At 70.5% G+C, this 15,700-nt stretch carries 15 protein-coding genes; 10 read left to right on the plus strand and 5 right to left on the minus strand.

The window, feature by feature from the left end; genetic code table 11:
• Position 1 precedes the first annotated feature (1 nt).
• Genes JOE46_RS02110 through truB form a run of 5 tightly spaced genes read left to right on the plus strand, consistent with a single transcriptional unit; the run spans position 2 to position 4,885 of the window.
• Positions 2-982 (plus strand): bifunctional oligoribonuclease/PAP phosphatase NrnA, encoded by a 981-nt coding sequence (locus tag JOE46_RS02110; protein ID WP_097211155.1) that lies wholly within the window; start codon positions 2-4, stop codon positions 980-982.
• A 6-nt stretch (positions 983-988) separates the two neighbouring features.
• Positions 989-2,356, plus strand: a complete 1,368-nt coding sequence (locus JOE46_RS02115) for an MATE family efflux transporter (protein WP_209926080.1) — start codon at positions 989-991, stop codon at positions 2,354-2,356.
• A gap of 5 nt (positions 2,357-2,361) precedes the next feature.
• The gene (locus tag JOE46_RS02120; RefSeq protein ID WP_097211324.1) at positions 2,362-3,288 is read left to right on the plus strand and encodes a metallophosphoesterase; all 927 of its coding nucleotides are present in this window, start codon (positions 2,362-2,364) and stop codon (positions 3,286-3,288) included.
• Positions 3,285-3,953: a 4'-phosphopantetheinyl transferase Npt gene (gene npt / locus JOE46_RS02125; RefSeq protein WP_097211157.1), complete on the plus strand. Its 669-nt coding sequence runs from the start codon at positions 3,285-3,287 to the stop codon at positions 3,951-3,953. Before JOE46_RS02120 ends, npt begins: the two co-directional genes overlap by 4 nt.
• Positions 3,954-3,964: 11 nt before the next feature.
• Positions 3,965-4,885: a tRNA pseudouridine(55) synthase TruB gene (gene truB, locus JOE46_RS02130; RefSeq protein ID WP_097211158.1), complete on the plus strand. Its 921-nt coding sequence runs from the start codon at positions 3,965-3,967 to the stop codon at positions 4,883-4,885.
• Between the two features lie 3 nt (positions 4,886-4,888).
• On the opposite strand, the gene JOE46_RS02135 is transcribed toward truB, so the two are convergent.
• A complete protein-coding gene (locus tag JOE46_RS02135; RefSeq protein WP_097211325.1) occupies positions 4,889-5,767 on the minus strand; it encodes an alpha/beta fold hydrolase in 879 nt (292 codons plus the stop codon).
• 111 nt (positions 5,768-5,878) lie between these two features.
• Between JOE46_RS02135 and JOE46_RS02140 the strand changes: the two genes are divergently transcribed.
• Entirely contained in the window at positions 5,879-7,828 is a 1,950-nt protein-coding gene (locus JOE46_RS02140) for a BTAD domain-containing putative transcriptional regulator (protein WP_257017331.1), read from the plus strand.
• Positions 7,829-7,844: 16 nt separating this feature from the next.
• Here JOE46_RS02140 and JOE46_RS02145 read toward each other — a convergent pair whose 3' ends face one another.
• From JOE46_RS02145 to JOE46_RS02160, 4 genes are all read right to left on the minus strand, one after another.
• Entirely contained in the window at positions 7,845-8,696 is an 852-nt protein-coding gene (locus tag JOE46_RS02145; RefSeq protein WP_097211160.1) for a cytochrome c biogenesis CcdA family protein, read from the minus strand.
• Entirely contained in the window at positions 8,696-9,460 is a 765-nt protein-coding gene (locus JOE46_RS02150; protein ID WP_209926081.1) for a thioredoxin domain-containing protein, read from the minus strand. The genes JOE46_RS02145 and JOE46_RS02150 overlap by 1 nt, the downstream gene beginning before the upstream one ends.
• A 123-nt stretch (positions 9,461-9,583) precedes the next feature.
• Complete coding sequence (locus JOE46_RS02155) at positions 9,584-9,955, minus strand: hypothetical protein (protein WP_209926082.1); 372 nt, start codon at positions 9,953-9,955, stop codon at positions 9,584-9,586.
• A 13-nt stretch (positions 9,956-9,968) separates the two neighbouring features.
• A complete protein-coding gene (locus tag JOE46_RS02160) occupies positions 9,969-10,694 on the minus strand; it encodes a metal-dependent transcriptional regulator (protein ID WP_097211163.1) in 726 nt (241 codons plus the stop codon).
• Between the two features lie 177 nt (positions 10,695-10,871).
• On the opposite strand from JOE46_RS02160, the gene JOE46_RS02165 reads away from it, so the two are divergent.
• From JOE46_RS02165 to JOE46_RS02180, 4 genes are all read left to right on the plus strand, one after another.
• On the plus strand, positions 10,872-11,606 hold the full coding sequence (locus JOE46_RS02165) for a TetR/AcrR family transcriptional regulator (RefSeq protein WP_245220901.1): 735 nt from the start codon (positions 10,872-10,874) through the stop codon (positions 11,604-11,606).
• A 43-nt stretch (positions 11,607-11,649) separates the two neighbouring features.
• On the plus strand, positions 11,650-12,630 hold the full coding sequence (locus JOE46_RS02170; protein WP_209926085.1) for a bifunctional riboflavin kinase/FAD synthetase: 981 nt from the start codon (positions 11,650-11,652) through the stop codon (positions 12,628-12,630).
• Positions 12,631-12,765: 135 nt separating this feature from the next.
• The gene (gene rpsO / locus JOE46_RS02175) at positions 12,766-13,035 is read left to right on the plus strand and encodes a 30S ribosomal protein S15 (RefSeq protein ID WP_097211165.1); all 270 of its coding nucleotides are present in this window, start codon (positions 12,766-12,768) and stop codon (positions 13,033-13,035) included.
• 374 nt (positions 13,036-13,409) lie between these two features.
• Positions 13,410-15,692, plus strand: a complete 2,283-nt coding sequence (locus JOE46_RS02180) for a polyribonucleotide nucleotidyltransferase (protein ID WP_209926087.1) — start codon at positions 13,410-13,412, stop codon at positions 15,690-15,692.
• The last annotated feature ends 8 nt before the right edge of the window (positions 15,693-15,700 follow it).

The raw sequence follows: 15,700 nt of genomic DNA on the forward strand, positions 1-15,700 counted from the left end.
GATGACCGTGACCGAGCAGAACTCTGACGTCGACCTGGCAGGCGCGGTCGGGTTGCTGTCCGCCGCCGCATCGGTGACGGTGCTGTGCCACATCCAGCCGGATGCGGACACCATCGGCAGCGGACTCGCGCTGGCGATCGTCCTCGAGCGCAAGGGCATCCCCGTTCAGGTGGCGTTCGCCCGCCCGGACGACCTGCCCGAGTCGATGAGCGGCCTGCCGGGAACACACCTGCTGGCGGCGGCCTCGGAGGTCAACCCCGAGGTGGACCTGTTGGTGACGGTCGACTGCGGTAGCCGCGGTCGGCTCGGTCACCTGGCCGATCGCTTCGACGGCGCGCGCACCAGTCTGGTGATCGATCACCACCGCTCCAACACCCGGTACGCCCAGCACAACCTGGTCGACGAATCGGCCGAGTCGACGACCGCGATCCTCGCGCGCCTCCTCGACGAGTGGGGCGTGGAGATCGATCGGGACATCGCGCACTGCCTGTACGCAGGCCTGGTCACCGACACCGGTTCGTTCCGCTGGGTCCAGCCCGGTACCCACCTGCTGGCCGAGCGGCTCATCGACACCGGCATCGATTCGGCGGAGATCGCCCGCGTGCTGCTCGACACCCATCCATTCGGCTGGCTGCCGATGCTCGCCGCGGTGCTCGGGTCGGCGCAGTTGGTCCCCGACTCCGCCGAGGGGCTGGGGCTCGTGTACGCGCTGCTCCGCCACGAGGACACCATCGGGATGCGCTCCGAGGAGATCGAGAGCGTGATCGACATCGTGCGGACCACGTCGGAGGCGGAGGTCGCCGCGGTGCTCAAGGAGACCGCACCCGGTCACTGGTCGGTGTCGCTGCGGTCGAAGGCCGCCGTCGACGTGTCCGTCGTCGCCGCTCGGCTCGGCGGGGGCGGTCACCGGTTCGCGTCCGGGTACACCGCCGAGGGCGACAGCGAGTACGTCGTCGCCGCGCTGCTCGGCGCCCTCTCCTGAGAGACATTGGCTGAGCAGACCGCCCGGCGGCGCCGGGCCGAACCGTCCGCCTCGCGGATTCTGGGGCTCGCGCTGCCCGCTCTCGGCGTGCTGGCCGCCGAACCGCTGTACCTGCTCTTCGACATCGCGGTGGTCGGCAGGCTCGGCGCGCTCGCGCTCGCCGGGCTGGCCGTCGGTGGGCTGATCCTGGCGCAGGTCAGTACCCAGCTCACCTTCCTGTCCTACGGCACCACCGCCCGCGCCGCCCGGATGCACGGCTCGGGCGACGAGGCGGGCGCGGTCCGCGAGGGCGTGCAGGCCACCTACCTGGCCGTTGGCATCGGGCTGGCGATCATCGCCGTGGTCCAGGTCCTGGCCGAGCCGGTCACCTCGCTGATCGCAGGCGGCGGCGACATCGCCGCCGAGGCGCTGTCGTGGCTGCGCATCGCGGTGTTCGGCGCGCCCCTGATCCTGGTGGCGATGGCGGGCAACGGCTGGATGCGCGGGGTCCAGAACACGGTGCGCCCGCTGCGCTTCGTGCTGGTGGGACTCGGGCTGTCCGCCGTGCTGTGCCCGGTTCTGGTGCACGGACTCCTCGGCGCGCCGCGCTGGGAGTTGATCGGCTCCGCGGTCGCCAATGTCGTCGGCCAGGCCGTCACCGCGGTGTTCTTCGTCGTGGCGCTGCTGCGGCAGGCCCGATCCTCGGGATCGGTGGTTTCCCTGCGGCCCGACTCCGCGGTGATGCGGGCCCAGATCGTGCTGGGCCGAGACCTGATCCTGCGGAGCCTCGCCTTCCAGGCCTGCTTCCTGTCGGCGGCCGCCGTCGCGGCCCGGTTCGGGGCTGCCGCGGTCGCCGCCCATCAGGTGGTGCTGCAGCTCTGGAACCTGGTGGCGCTGACCCTGGACTCGCTCGCGATCGCGGCGCAGACGCTGGTCGGTGCGGCGCTCGGTGCGGGCAGGGCGGCCCAGGCGAAGGGGCTCGCGCGCCGGCTCACCGAGTGGTCGACGGTGTTCGCGGTGGCGCTCGCCGCGGCATTCGCGCTCGGGCACACGGTGATTCCGGAGCTGTTCACCGACGACACCGCCGTCCTCGGCCAGATCGACGTCATCTGGTGGTTCTTCGTCGCGATCATGCCGGTCGCCGGGGTGGTCTTCGCGCTGGACGGGGTGTTGCTCGGCGCGGGCGACGCGCCGTTCCTGCGCAACGCGACGCTCGGTTGTGCGATCGTCGGGTTCCTGCCGCTGATCTGGCTCTCGCTCGTGCGGGACTGGGGTCTGGCGGGAATCTGGTCGGGGCTTACGGTGTTCATGGTGCTGCGGATGCTGGCCGTCGTGTGGCGGGTGGGTTCCGGGCGATGGGCAGTGACCGGTGCCGATATTCAGGCGGGAAGGTAGTGCACGTGACACGCAAGCTGTGGGCGGTGAGCGACACCCATGTCGGGCATCGGGGGAATCGTCCGATCACCGAGGAGCTGTACCCGGATTCGCCGGAGGACTGGCTGATCCTGGCGGGCGACGTCTCGGAGAAGACGGACGACATCGCGTGGGCGCTGAAACTGCTCCGCAGCCGGTTCGAGAAGGTGATCTGGGTGCCCGGCAACCACGAACTGTGGACCACGGCGAAGGATCCCGTCCAGATCCACGGCGCGGCCCGGTACGACTACCTCGTCGCGATGTGCCGCGAGCTCGACGTGATCACGCCCGAGGATCCCTATCCGGTGTGGGAGGGCGAGGGTGGTCCGGCCACCCTGGTTCCGATGTTCCTGCTCTACGACTACACGTTCCGGCCGCCGGGATCGATCTCCAAGGCGCACGCGCTGCAGATCGCGCGGGACAAGAACGTGGTCGCCACCGACGAGTTCCTGCTCTCCTGCGAGCCGTACAGCACCAGGGAGGCGTGGTGTCACGCCCGGGTGGAGTCGACCCGGGCCAGGCTGGACGCGCTGGACCCCACCATCCCGACGGTGTTGATCAATCACTTCCCGCTGGTCCGCGAGCCCACCTCGGTGCTGTTCTACCCGGAGTTCTCGCTGTGGTGCGGCACCGAGCTGACGGCCGACTGGCACACCCGGTACAACGCCATCTGCAGCGTGTACGGCCACCTGCACATCCCGCGCACCACCTACTACGACGGCGTCCGCTTCGAGGAGGTCTCGCTCGGCTATCCGCGTGAGTGGCAGCGCCGCGGGATGCCCGAGCGGCTGCTGCGCCAGATCCTGCCGGTGCCGGAGTACCCGCCGGGCACGCTGAACAAGTGGGGCGGCCACTTCAAGGTCACCCCGGAGCAGGAAGCCGAGTTCGATGCGATGAGGGCGGGGCGCGCGTGATCGAGAAGATTCTGCCTACCGGCGTCGTATCCGCCGAGCTGTTCGAGGATCCGCCGGGTCTCGTGCCGCACCCGCAGGAGGAGTCGCTGATCGCCAGGGCGGTCGAGAAGCGCCGCCGCGAGTTCACCAGCGCGCGGCATTGCGCGCGGGTCGCGCTCGACAAGCTCGGCATGGACCCGGCACCGATCCTGAGAGGCGAACGGGGCGTTCCGCTGTTTCCGCGCGGGGTCGTCGGCAGCCTGACGCATTGCGACGGATACCGCGCTGCGGTGCTCGGCTACGCGATGCAGGTGCGATCGGTGGGCATCGACGCGGAGCCGCACGGCCCGCTGCCGGACGGTGTCCTCGACGCCGTCAGCCTGCCGGAGGAGCGCACCGCGATCGCGGCCGCCGAACCCGGCATCGTGCACTGGGACCGGATCCTCTTCTGCGCCAAGGAGACCACCTACAAGGCATGGTTCCCGGTGACCGGTCGCTGGCTGGGGTTCGAGGACGCGCACATCACCTTCACCCTGTCCGAGGCCGGGGAGGGCGCGGCGGCGGGCACCTTCCACTCGAAGCTGCTGGTGCCGGGGGAGGCGACGTCGGGCCCGCCGCTGTCCTCCTTCGACGGCCGCTGGATGGTCGCCGACGGCCTGGTGATCACCGCGATCACCGTCCAGTAGTCTCGAAACCCGTGTCTTCTCACCGCAAACCGTCCTCCGGCCTCGTTGGCGCCGGGCTGCTGATCGTCGACAAGGACGCGGGGATGACCAGCCACGACGTCGTGGCGCGGTGTCGCAAGATCCTGAACACGCGCAAGGTCGGGCATGCGGGCACCCTCGATCCGATGGCCACAGGCGTGTTGGTGCTCGGCGTCGAGCGGGCCACCAAGCTGCTCGGGCTGCTGGCCCTGACCACCAAGGCGTACACGGCGACGATCCGGCTGGGCCAGGCGATGACCACCGATGACGCCGAGGGCGAACTGATCTCGGAGGCCGACGCCTCCGCCGTCACCGACGCCGAGATCGCGGCCGTGATGGCCACGCTGACCGGCGACATCTCCCAGGTCCCGGCCAGCGTCAGCGCGATCAAGGTGGACGGGCAGCGGGCCCACAAGCTGATCCGCGCCGGCGAGGAGTTCGAACTCAAGGCCCGGCCCGTCACGGTGGACCGGTTCGCGCTGACCGAGACCAGGCGCGAGGGGCCGTTCGTCGATCTCGACGTGGAAGTCGAGTGCTCCTCCGGAACCTACGTCCGGGCGCTGGCCCGCGACCTGGGTGCCGCGGTCGGCGTCGGCGGACACCTGACGGTGCTGCGGCGCACCCGGGTCGGCCCGTTCACCCTGGAGCACGCGCGCACCCTCGAGGCGCTCGCCGAGGACCCGGCGGTCAGCCTCGACATCGATCAGGCCGCCCAGACCGCGTTCGCGCACCGGCAGGTCACCGCGGACGAGGCCGAGTCGATCAGCCAGGGTCGGTGGCTCGAGCCGATCGGGATCCCGGGCACCTACGCGGCCATCGACCCGGGCGGCCACACGATCGCACTGCTGCAGGAGCGCGGAAGACGCGCCAGCTCGGTGATGGTGGTCCGCCCCGCGACTCTGCGGGAGCACTGACGCTCAGCGGGTGAGGAGTCCCCGCAGCTCGGCCGAGATCGTCTCGGGCGACTCCTCCGCCATGAAGTGGCCGACGGCGAGCGTGCGGTGCACGAGGTCGGTGGCCCAGGCGCCCCAGAGGGCGGCCGCGTCGTACCCGAGCCGGGCGCCCCAGTCCTGCTGGACCACCAGCGTCGGCATCGCGAGGGTCCGGCCCTGCGCACGGTCCGAGCGGTCGTGCTCGAGGTCGACGCCCGCCGAGGCGCGGTAGTCCGCCACGATCGACGGCACTGCGTCGCGCGACGCGCGCAGGTACTCGGCGCGGACCTCCGCCGGGATGGCGTCGGGACGGCCGGTCCAGCCGTCGAGGAACGACCCGAAGAACGCGTCGGCCGTGCTCTCGATCATCGCCTCGGGCAGACCCGCCGGCTGGGCCATGAGATACAGGTGCCACGCGACCCGCGCGTCGGCACCGCGCAGGATCTCCCACATGTCCAGCGTCGGCAGCACGTCGAGGGTCGCCAGGTGCGTGACCGCGCCGGGGTGGTCGAGCGCCGTCCGGAACGCGACGAGGGCGCCGCGGTCGTGCCCGGCGAGGGCGAACCGCTCGAACCCGAGCTCGCGGGCGAGCGCCACGACGTCGGAACCCATCGTGCGCTTGGCGTAGGTGCTCTCGTCCGTAGCGATCGGCTTGTCGCTCGCGCCGTAGCCGCGCAGGTCGGGGCAGATGACCGTGTGGTCGCGCGCCAGGTCGGCGGCGACGTGCCGCCACATGAGGTGCGTCTGTGGGAAGCCGTGCAGCAGGACGATCGGGTCGCCCTGTCCTCCGACCGCGGTGTGGAGCGCGACGCCGTCGGCCGTGGGCACGCGTCGGGTCTCGAAGCCGGGGATGGTGGTGGTCATGGAGTTCCTTCCGTCGAGGGGGGTGGCACGAGCCTCCGGCGCGCCGATCAGCACCGGATCAGTGCCGGTCCGGCGGGCATGTCCGCCGGGTCCCGCGTTTACGCTGGCGAGGTGCGGGACGACGGGCGGGCGAGCGGCGTGGCCCGGGTCCGTGTCCTCGGGCCGACCGCCGCCTGGGACGACGACGGGGCCCGAATCGACCTGCGCGGTCCGCGGCACCGGGAGCTCCTGGCCCGGCTGGTTGCCGCGCACGGACGCGTCGTGCCGGTGGCGAGCCTGGTCGACGACCTGTGGGGCGACTCGCCTCCGGTCCGCGCCGTGGGGACCGTGCGCACGTTCGTCGCGGACCTGAGGGCGGCTCTCGAGCCCGCGCGGCCGGCCCGCTCTCCCGCGCGCGTCCTGGTGACCGAGGGCAGCGGGTACGCCCTGCGGCTGCCCGACTCGGCCGTGGACGCCTGGCGTGCCGACGCCGCGGTGGCCGGTTCCGTGGACGCCCCCGCCGAGCGCGTGGTGCGTGCGCTCGGGCCGGTCGTCGCAGACTGGCCCGTCGACGCCTACCCCGACGTGGCGGACCGTGCATGGGCGGGGCCCGAGCAGGTGCGCCTCGCAGCGCTGCGCGCGACCGCGGTCGAGCGGCTGGTCGGCGCGCTCACGGAGACCGGGCGCGCCGACGAGGCCGTGACGCTGGCGACCCCGTACGTCGGCGCGTCCCCGTGGCGCGAGGAGGGCTGGCGGTTGCTGGCCCTGGCCCTCTACCGCGCGGGACGGCAGGCCGACGCCCTCGACGTCCTGCGCCGCGCGCGGGCGGTCCTGCGCGACGAGCTCGGCCTCGACCCGTCCGCGGCGCTCACCGGCCTGGAGGCGGACATCCTGCGGCACGACCCGCGGGTGCGGGGGCCGGAGGACGTGTTCCGGCGCGTCGCGGACGACTCGTTGCGCGTGCTCGGCCCTGGATCGCGTGCCCGGCTCGAGACCACCGTGAGCATGCTCCGCCGGATGGCCGTGTCCGCCCCCGCTCCCGCCGAGCCGCACGAGGATCTGCTCGCCGCCGGGACGGCCGCGGAGGAGCTCGGGGACCCGGCCCTCACCGCGCGGGTCCTCGGGGGCTTCGACGTGCCGAGCGTCTGGCCGCGCAGCGACGACCCGGAACGCTCCGGGCAGCTCGCCGCGCTCGCCGGGCGCACCCTGGCGGCCCTGCCCGACGACGCCGCGCCGACCGCGCGGGCGCGGCTGCACGTGCTGGCCGCCGTCGAGACGCGCGGACTGCCAGGGACATCGGGCCGCGCCCACGCCGAGGAAGCGGTCCGCCTCGCCCGTGAGCTGCACAACCCGGCGCTGCTGTGCTCCGCCCTCGGCGCCCTCGCCGTGCACACCTGCAGCCGCGCCGGTCTCGCCGCCGAGCGCGACCGGATCGGCGCGGAGATCATTCCGCTCGCACGCACGCACGACCTCCCGACCCCGGAGGTGCAGGGGCTGCTGCTGCGCCTACAGGCGGCGGGGGCCCTTGGCAGGCCAGACGACGGCGACGCCCTCGCCCGTGAGATCGAGGCCGTCTCGGCCCGCCACGAGCGCCCGCGCGCACCCGTCCTCGTCGCCTGGTACCGCGCGATGCGCGCGGCACAGGACGGGGCGCCGGATGCCGCGGACCGCTTTGCCCTGGCCGACCGGACGCTCCGGGGAGCGGGGATGCCCGGCGTCGCGGACGGCCTGCTCCCGCTCGCGTTGCTGGGGCTCGACATGATCCGCGGGCGCACAACCGAAGTCGCGACCGACGGCTGGGGACCGTACGCCCCGTGGGTGCGACCGCTCGCAGTGGCGCGCGGCGGCGACCCGGATTCGGCGTGGACGCTGCTCGACGGCCTCGCCGACCCGCCGCCCGGTCTGCTGCTCGAGGCGCTGTGGTGCGTCGTCGCGCAGGCGGCGCTGGAGACGGGTCACGACGGCGCGGCGGACCGCGCACGCGCGGCCCTCGCCCCCGCGCGGGACGAGGTCGCGGGCGCGGGCAGCGGGATGCTGACGTTCGGACCGGTCGCGGACTGGCTCGCGCGGCTGGGGTGCTGACGGCGCCGCGCGACCGCTAGCCCGAATCGGGCGAATCCTCGACCCGCACCCCCGGCCGCAGCAGTCGCCAGGCCAGCACCAGCAGCGCCGCGACGCCGAGCAGGAGCAGGAGGGCCGTCGTCGGGACGGCATCACCGAGCCGCATGACCTGGGTCTCCAGCGTGAAACCGGTATCGGCTCCGACGGTTCCGGCCAGGGCGGAGGTGCCGTCGGACACGAGGAACAGGACGCCGACGGCAATGAAGAAGACGCCGGAGATCAGCGATGTGGTGTGCAGGTGGAAGCGGCCGACCGTGATGGCGCGACCTCGCAGCCAGCGGCGATGACCCAGATCGAAGCGGTCCCAGAGGATCGCCATCAGGAACAGCGGCATGGCCATCCCGAGGGCGTAGACGGCCAGCAGCGAACCACCGTGGAGGGGAGAGGAACTCAGCGCAGCAACGGTGAGGATCGAGCCGAGAATGGGCCCGACACAGAACCCGGACAGGCCGTAGACCATGCCGAGCAGATAGACGGCGCCACCCCTGTCGGAGCGGCCGTGCTCGGCCATCGTGCGCTGCGCGAACTCGAATGAGAAACCGCGGCCGAGGATCTGGAGGATGCCCAGCACGATGATGGTCACCCCGCCGATGGTGATCACCGTGTCGCGGTGCCGGGTGAGCACCCCTCCCAGGAGGGAACCGGCCGCGCCCAGCGGTACGAGCGTTGTGCACAGGCCCAGGTAGAACGTGCCGGTGCGGGTGAGCAGCTTGCCGGTGGAGTTGAAGGAGTAGGCAAAGAAGCTGGGCAGCAGCAGCGCGCTGCACGGGCTCAGCAGGGCGAGCAGCCCGCCGAGGAAGGCCGCGCCGTATCCGATTCCGAAGCCCACTACCGGCCCGCCTCGGTGTCGTCCTGGAGTCCGGCTTCGATGACCGCGATCATCTGCTCGATCGGACGCGCGCCGAGGACCGGCCTGCCGTTGATCAGGAAAGCGGGGGTGGAATTGATGCCGATGCCGACCGCCTCGTCGACATCGGTGTTCACGGAGGCGCGTGCGGCGTCGGAATCCATGTCGGCGCGGAACCTGGTCAGGTCCGCGACTCCGGCCTGCCCGGCCCATTCGGTCAGCTGATCGGCGGTGTAGACGCCGGTGTTCTTCTTGGCGGGCGAGTGCTCGAACATGATCGCGTGCATTTCCGGGAACTTGCCCTGCTGCCCGGCCGCCCAGGCGGCGCGCGCCGCGAGTTCGGATTCCTCGCCGAAGATGGCGAGGTTGCGCCATTCGATCCGCAACTGGCCGCTGTCGACGTACTTCTCGATCAGCTCGGGCTCGGTGTTCTGTGCGAACTGGCGGCAGAACGGGCACTGGAAATCGGAGTACTCGATCATGACCACGGGTGCGGTCACCGAGCCCCGTGCCATCGGATCGGCCGCATCGCGGCGCGCGAATGCGGCCAGCTGTCGGTACATCTCGCTGTCGCCGGACTGCGTCGCCGCGGCCTTGTCCGGCTGTTCGGACTCGGTGCGATCACCGATCTGTGAGATCGCGAGGAAGAGCAATCCGACCGCCGCGAGGAGGGCGAGCGCCGCGCCGATCTTGCGAACTGGTGCGGGAGTGGACTTTCTGGCACGACTCTGGGAACGGTTGGACATGGGGATGGCTCCTGACTGGGCGCGCGCCGACTCGGTTGGCACGCGAAACCGCGAATTGAGGACATGACGAAGCCCGGCCCGAGCACCGCCCATCGGGGCGACGTCGAGGCCGGGAACGGTCGTCTAAATTCGCAGAATTGTGGTCAGGTCCAGGGCAGGCGACGGCGGACCGTTGGTGTCGACCGGTCCGGAGCCGGTGTGGATCGAGCGCCCGAGCATCACCGGAGCGGGTGCGTGGTGGGCGGCGAGCGGAATCCGAAGGTCCTCGCGATGGGGAACCCCCGCCTGGATCGGCGCGACCGGTGCGGCCGGGTCCTTGCGGCAGCCGGGCGACTTGCCGATGGCATCGCGTTGGTCGGCGGTGGCCGGCGCGGTATGAGCGAGCGGAGAACCCTCGGCGAGCACGGTCCGCTCGGCGAGCGGGCAGGCCGCGATGATCCCGATGAACAGTCCGATGATCGCGGTCAGCACGCCGCCGAGCCGCATGGTCCTCACTCGCCGCACCCGGTCAGCCCTCGACGAGCCAGATAGCCTCGGCGGCCGGATTGCCCAGGTCCACGGTGTCGTCGACGCCGTCCCCGAGACGGACCGAGACGGTGCCTGCGAAATCGCGCCGCTCGACCACCGTGATCGTCAGGTCGAGGGCGATCCCCACCGTGTCGAAGTACCGGAGCATCGCCGGGTCGGAGTCGGAGATCCGTGCAACCCGGCCGCTCTCGCCGTCCGCGAAATCGCTGAGCTGCCGGGCGGGCGGGGTCGGGATGGCGCCGTCGGCGGTCGGGATCGGGTCGCCGTGCGGGTCCCGCTCCGGATGGCCCAGCTTGGCGTCGATCCGGGCGATCATCAGCTCCGAGACCGCGTGCTCGAGGACCTCGGCCTCGTCGTGGACCTCGTCCCAGCCGTAGCCGAGCTCGTTGACCAGGAAGGTCTCGATCAGCCGATGCCTGCGGACCATGCCGATCGCGGCGGTCCTGCCCCGGTCGGTCAGCGCGATCGATCCGTAACGGGCGTGGTCGACCAGACCCTGGCCGGCGAGCTTGCGGATCGCCTCGGACACGGTGGAGGCAGACACCCCGATCTTCTCGGAGAGCATCTTCGTCGAGACGTGCTCGCCGGACCATTCGCCGGCCGTCCAGATCACCTTGAGGTAGTCCTGCGCGACGGTGGTCAGGGATTCCGGCGCCGCCGCGCTCCCGGTCTCGCTCGGTCCACTCTTGCTCTCGGCCACGATCATGAGCTTAGGCAATGCACGCCTGCGGGTGTGAGCCGACACTCTCGGGACCCGGGGTCGGGGGACCGGACAGGGGGATTCGCGGGGGATAGGGGCTGGGGACACGGGCCTGCCCCTATTCGACCCCTAACGCGTGTCCGCCATCCCACCAGAGCCCCTTAGCGCTGGTATCAATATGCGATGACCTCCACGATGATGACCGACACGATGGCGACCGGCGCGGTGACGCTTCAGTCGGCGCCCTCGGGTGGCCCCGCGGCTTCCGCCCCGGTCTCGACAGCCCGGCTCTCCGCTGACGAGCGCCGCCGCCAACTGATCGAGTGCGCGCTGGACGTCGCCGAGCGCGGCGGCATCGGCGCGGTCACGGTGCGGGCGATCGCACGGGAGGCGGGCATATCCCTGGGGATGGTGCACTACTGCTTCGCGAGCAAGGAAGCGCTCCTCACGGAGATGGCGGAGCGGTTGGTGTACGAGCTGAGCACTGCTTCGCAGATGGTGCTGGCCGCGGTGGGCGATGCAACGCAGGCGGACGGCCGGGCGGGCCTGCGTGAGCTGGTCCGGATCGGGCTGAAGGCCATGTGGTCGATCGTCGAGGCCAATCCGAACCGCAGGTTGCTGACCTATGAGATCGCCACGCATGCCATGCGCCTGCGCGAGGCGGGATCGCCGGATGCGGGCGATGTCGTCGGCGAGCAGTACCGGATGATGGACCGCGAGGTCACGGCGTTTCTCGTCGAGTGTGCGGACCGCACCGGGATGGTCTGGACGGAGCCGGTCGCGTCGATCGCGCACCGCAGCCTGTCCATCGTCGACGGTCTGGTGCTGCGCTGGTTGGTCGATCGGGACACTGATGCGATCGCCCTCGGGCTCGCCGAGGTCGCGAATGCGATCGCCGCGAAGGCCGTCGAGTCCTGAGCCGAAGGTGACGCACTCGGACCGGGGCCGTAGGCTGCCACTCGTGCAGAGATGGCGTGGTCTCGACGAAGTGCCTGCCGACTGGGGTCGTTGCGTTCTCACGATCGGCGTTTTCGATGGCGTGCACCGTGGGCACGCGCAACTGATCAGCAGGGCGGTCAAGGCTGCCAGCGAGCGTGGAATCGCAAGTGTGCTCATGACTTTCGATCCGCATCCGGCCGAGGTGGTGCGCGCGGGCAGTCACCCCGCGCAGTTGACGACGCTCGCGCGCAGGGCGGAACTGGCCGAGGAACTCGGTATCGACGTCTTCTGCGTGATGCCGTTCACCCCGGAGTTCATGAAGCTGACCCCCGAGCGCTACGTGCACGAGATCCTCGTGGAGCGGCTGCACGTCGCGGAGGTGGTGGTCGGCGAGAACTTCACCTTCGGGCGCAAGGCGGCAGGCAACGTGGACCTGCTGCGCAAGACCGGCGAACGGTTCGGCTTCGCGGTCGACGGGGTCAGCCTGCTGGCCGAACACGCGGTGACCTTCTCGTCGACGTACATCCGCTCGTGCGTGGACGCGGGCGATGTCGCGGCCGCCTCCGAGGCACTGGGTCGACCACACCGGGTCGAGGGTGTGGTGGTCCACGGCGACGGGCGCGGCCGCCAGCTCGGCTTCCCCACGGCGAACATCGCGCCCCCGATGTACTCGGCGATCCCCGCGGACGGCGTGTACGCGGCCTGGTTCACCGTCCTGGGCGCCGGACCACTGACCGGAACCGTCGTTCCCGGCGAGCGGCACCAGGCGGCGGTGTCGGTGGGCACCAACCCGACCTTCTCCGGACGCACCCGCACGGTCGAGGCGTTCGTGCTCGACGGTGAGGCCGACCTGTACGGCCAGCACGTCGCGGTCGACTTCGTGGAGCGACTGCGCGGCATGGAGAAGTTCGACTCGGTCGACGAACTCGTCGCGGAGATGGGCCGGGACGCGGAGCGCTCGCGCGAGATCCTGATCGAGGCCGACCTGCGTCACGGCGAGTAGTTCGCCTCGTATGCCCTGGTAGTATCTCCTGTCGGTGTGTGCTGCGGTCCGCGGTGGCCGCACCAACTGGGGCGAACATCTTCGGGTGTGAGCCCCGGTTCCAATCACGCGGACGTCAGTTACAGGAGATTCCCAGTGGCATTGACCACCGAAGAGAAGAAGGCCGTACTCGGCGAGTACGGACTGCACGAGACCGACACCGGTTCGCCGGAGGCGCAGGTGGCGATGCTCACCAAGCGCATCGTCGACCTCACCGAGCACCTGAAGAAGCACAAGCACGACCACCACTCCCGCCGCGGCCTGCTGCTGCTGGTCGGACGCCGTCGTCGTCTGCTCAAGTACGTCCAGAAGGTCGACATCGCGCGTTACCGCTCGCTGATCGAGCGTCTGGGCCTGCGTCGATAATTCGGCGTACACGGTGACCCGCGACACGTTGCGGGTCATCTGGACGTGAACTTCCCGGTAGCCAGCGAGCCGAGTGCATAGACTTGGCCTCGCTGGCTACCGGCGTTTTTCACGCCGCAGCTTTAGCATCGGATCCACGGGATCCAGCCGTACGTACCTGAAGCCGTGGCGTCGGTCCTCGGTAGTGGTCACTCGGACGCGTCGATCTCACGACGGCGCCAATCCGGAGGGCTTCGATCGATGACCGCCTCCGCGCAGCGATGTTCCCGCCCGCCTCGGGCGCTGGACCGTCGTGATGGTGCGCGTCGCAGCCAGGAGGGCTGCGACGCCCACACACGGATACGGCAAAAGACGAGAGGACGAGAAGAGAAAAGATGACAGAGAATTCCGCAGTAGAGGTCGACGAGGGCGTGTTCGAATCCACCGCCGTGATCGACAACGGGAGCTACGGCACCCGCACCATCCGTTTCGAGACCGGTCGTCTCGCACAGCAGGCCGCAGGCGCGGTCGTCGCCTACCTGGACGACGAGACCATGCTGCTGTCGGCCACCACGGCCAGCAAGCACCCCAAGGAGCACTTCGACTTCTTCCCCCTCACGGTGGACGTCGAGGAGCGTATGTACGCCGCGGGCCGCATCCCCGGCTCCTTCTTCCGTCGTGAGGGCCGCCCCTCCACGGACGCGATCCTGACCTGCCGCCTGATCGACCGGCCGCTGCGCCCGTCCTTCGTCGACGGTCTGCGCAACGAGATCCAGGTCGTCGTGACGGTCCTGAGCCTGGACCCGAAGGACCTGTACGACGTGGTCGCGATCAACGCCGCCTCGGCGTCGACGCAGATCGCGGGCCTGCCGTTCTCCGGCCCGGTCGGTGGCGTTCGTGTCGCGCTGCTCACCTCGGAGGAGAACAAGAAGGGCCAGTGGGTCGCCTTCCCGACCGTCGAGCAGCTCGAGACCGCGGTCTTCGACATGGTCGTCGCCGGCCGTATCGTCTCCGGTTCCGGTGACGACGCCGACGTCGCGATCATGATGGTCGAGGCCGAGGCGCCCGCACACGTGATCGAGCTGATCGAGGGCGGCGCGCAGGCGCCGACCGAGGCGATCGTGGCCGAGGGCCTCGAGGCGGCCAAGCCGTTCATCGCGCGTCTGTGCACCGCTCAGCAGGCACTCGCCGCCAAGGCCGCCAAGCCGACCGGCGACTACCCGGTGTTCCCGGCCTACCAGGACGACGTCTTCGCCGCCGTGGAGAAGGCCGCAGCCGACAAGCTCAGCGCCGCACTGACCATCGCGGGCAAGCAGGAGCGCGACGACAAGACCGACGAGATCAAGGTCGAGGTCCTCGAGCTGGTCGCCCCGAACTTCGAGGGTCGCGAGAAGGAGATCGGCGCGGCGTTCCGCTCGCTGACCAAGAAGCTCGTGCGCCAGCGGATCCTCAAGGACCACTTCCGGATCGACGGCCGCGGCATCACGGACATCCGTTCGCTGTCGGCCGAGGTCGCGGTCATCCCGCGGGCCCACGGCTCCGCGCTGTTCGAGCGTGGCGAGACCCAGATCATGGGCGTCACCACCCTCGACATGGTGAAGATGGCGCAGCAGATCGACTCGCTGGGGCCCGAGACCAGCAAGCGCTACATGCACCACTACAACTTCCCGCCGTACTCCACCGGTGAGACCGGTCGCGTCGGCTCGCCGAAGCGTCGCGAGATCGGCCACGGCGCCCTCGCCGAGCGCGCCCTGATGCCGGTGCTGCCGAGCCAGGACGAGTTCCCGTACGCGATCCGTCAGGTCTCGGAAGCGTTGAGCTCCAACGGTTCCACCTCGATGGGTTCCGTCTGTGCCTCGACCCTGTCGCTGCTCAACGCCGGTGTGCCGCTGAAGGCTCCGGTCGCGGGCATCGCCATGGGCCTGGTCTCCGACCAGGTCGACGGTGAGACCCGGTACGTGGCGCTGACCGACATCCTCGGTGCCGAGGATGCGTTCGGCGACATGGACTTCAAGGTCGCGGGCACGAAGGACTTCGTCACGGCGCTGCAGCTGGACACGAAGCTCGACGGCATCCCGTCCAAGGTGCTGGCAGGCGCGCTCTCGCAGGCGCACGATGCCCGCACCACGATCCTCGAGGTCATGGCCGAGGCCATCGACACCCCGGACGAGATGAGCCCGTACGCCCCGCGCGTCACGGCCATCAAGGTGCCGGTGGACAAGATCGGCGAGGTCATCGGGCCCAAGGGCAAGATGATCAACTCGATCACCGAGCAGACCGGTGCGAACATCTCCATCGAGGACGACGGCACCGTGTTCGTCGGCGCCACCGATGGTCCGTCTGCGCAGGCCGCGATCGACATGATCAACGCCATCGCCAACCCGCAGCTGCCCAAGGTGGGCGAGCGTTTCCTCGGTACGGTCGTCAAGACCACCGCCTTCGGCGCGTTCGTCTCGCTGCTCCCGGGCCGCGACGGGCTGGTGCACATCTCGAAGCTGGGCAACGGCAAGCGGATCGCCAAGGTCGAGGACGTGGTCAACGTGGGCTCCAAGCTCCGCGTCGAGATCGCCGACATCGACAACCGTGGCAAGATCTCGCTGATCCCCGTCGAGGACGAGTCCTCGGCATCGGACGCGCCTGCTGACGCGGCCGCCGACGAGGCGACCGACTCGGAGTAGATCCGGCC

The sequence above is a fragment of the Rhodococcus sp. PvR099 genome, from assembly GCF_017833315.1.
Taxonomy (GTDB): Bacteria; Actinomycetota; Actinomycetes; order Mycobacteriales; family Mycobacteriaceae; genus Rhodococcus_G; species Rhodococcus_G oryzae.

Coding starts and splice junctions, on each gene's coding strand:
- JOE46_RS02160 (WP_097211163.1), bottom strand. CDS start 10,694: ATGATCGTGGCCGAGAGCAAGAGTGGACCGAGCGAGACCGGGAGCGCG.
- JOE46_RS02150 (WP_209926081.1), bottom strand. CDS start 9,460: ATGTCCAACCGTTCCCAGAGTCGTGCCAGAAAGTCCACTCCCGCACCA.
- JOE46_RS02135 (WP_097211325.1), bottom strand. CDS start 5,767: ATGACCACCACCATCCCCGGCTTCGAGACCCGACGCGTGCCCACGGCC.
- JOE46_RS02180 (WP_209926087.1), top strand. CDS start 13,410: ATGACAGAGAATTCCGCAGTAGAGGTCGACGAGGGCGTGTTCGAATCC.
- JOE46_RS02165 (WP_245220901.1), top strand. CDS start 10,872: ATGACCTCCACGATGATGACCGACACGATGGCGACCGGCGCGGTGACG.
- JOE46_RS02110 (WP_097211155.1), top strand. CDS start 2: ATGACCGTGACCGAGCAGAACTCTGACGTCGACCTGGCAGGCGCGGTC.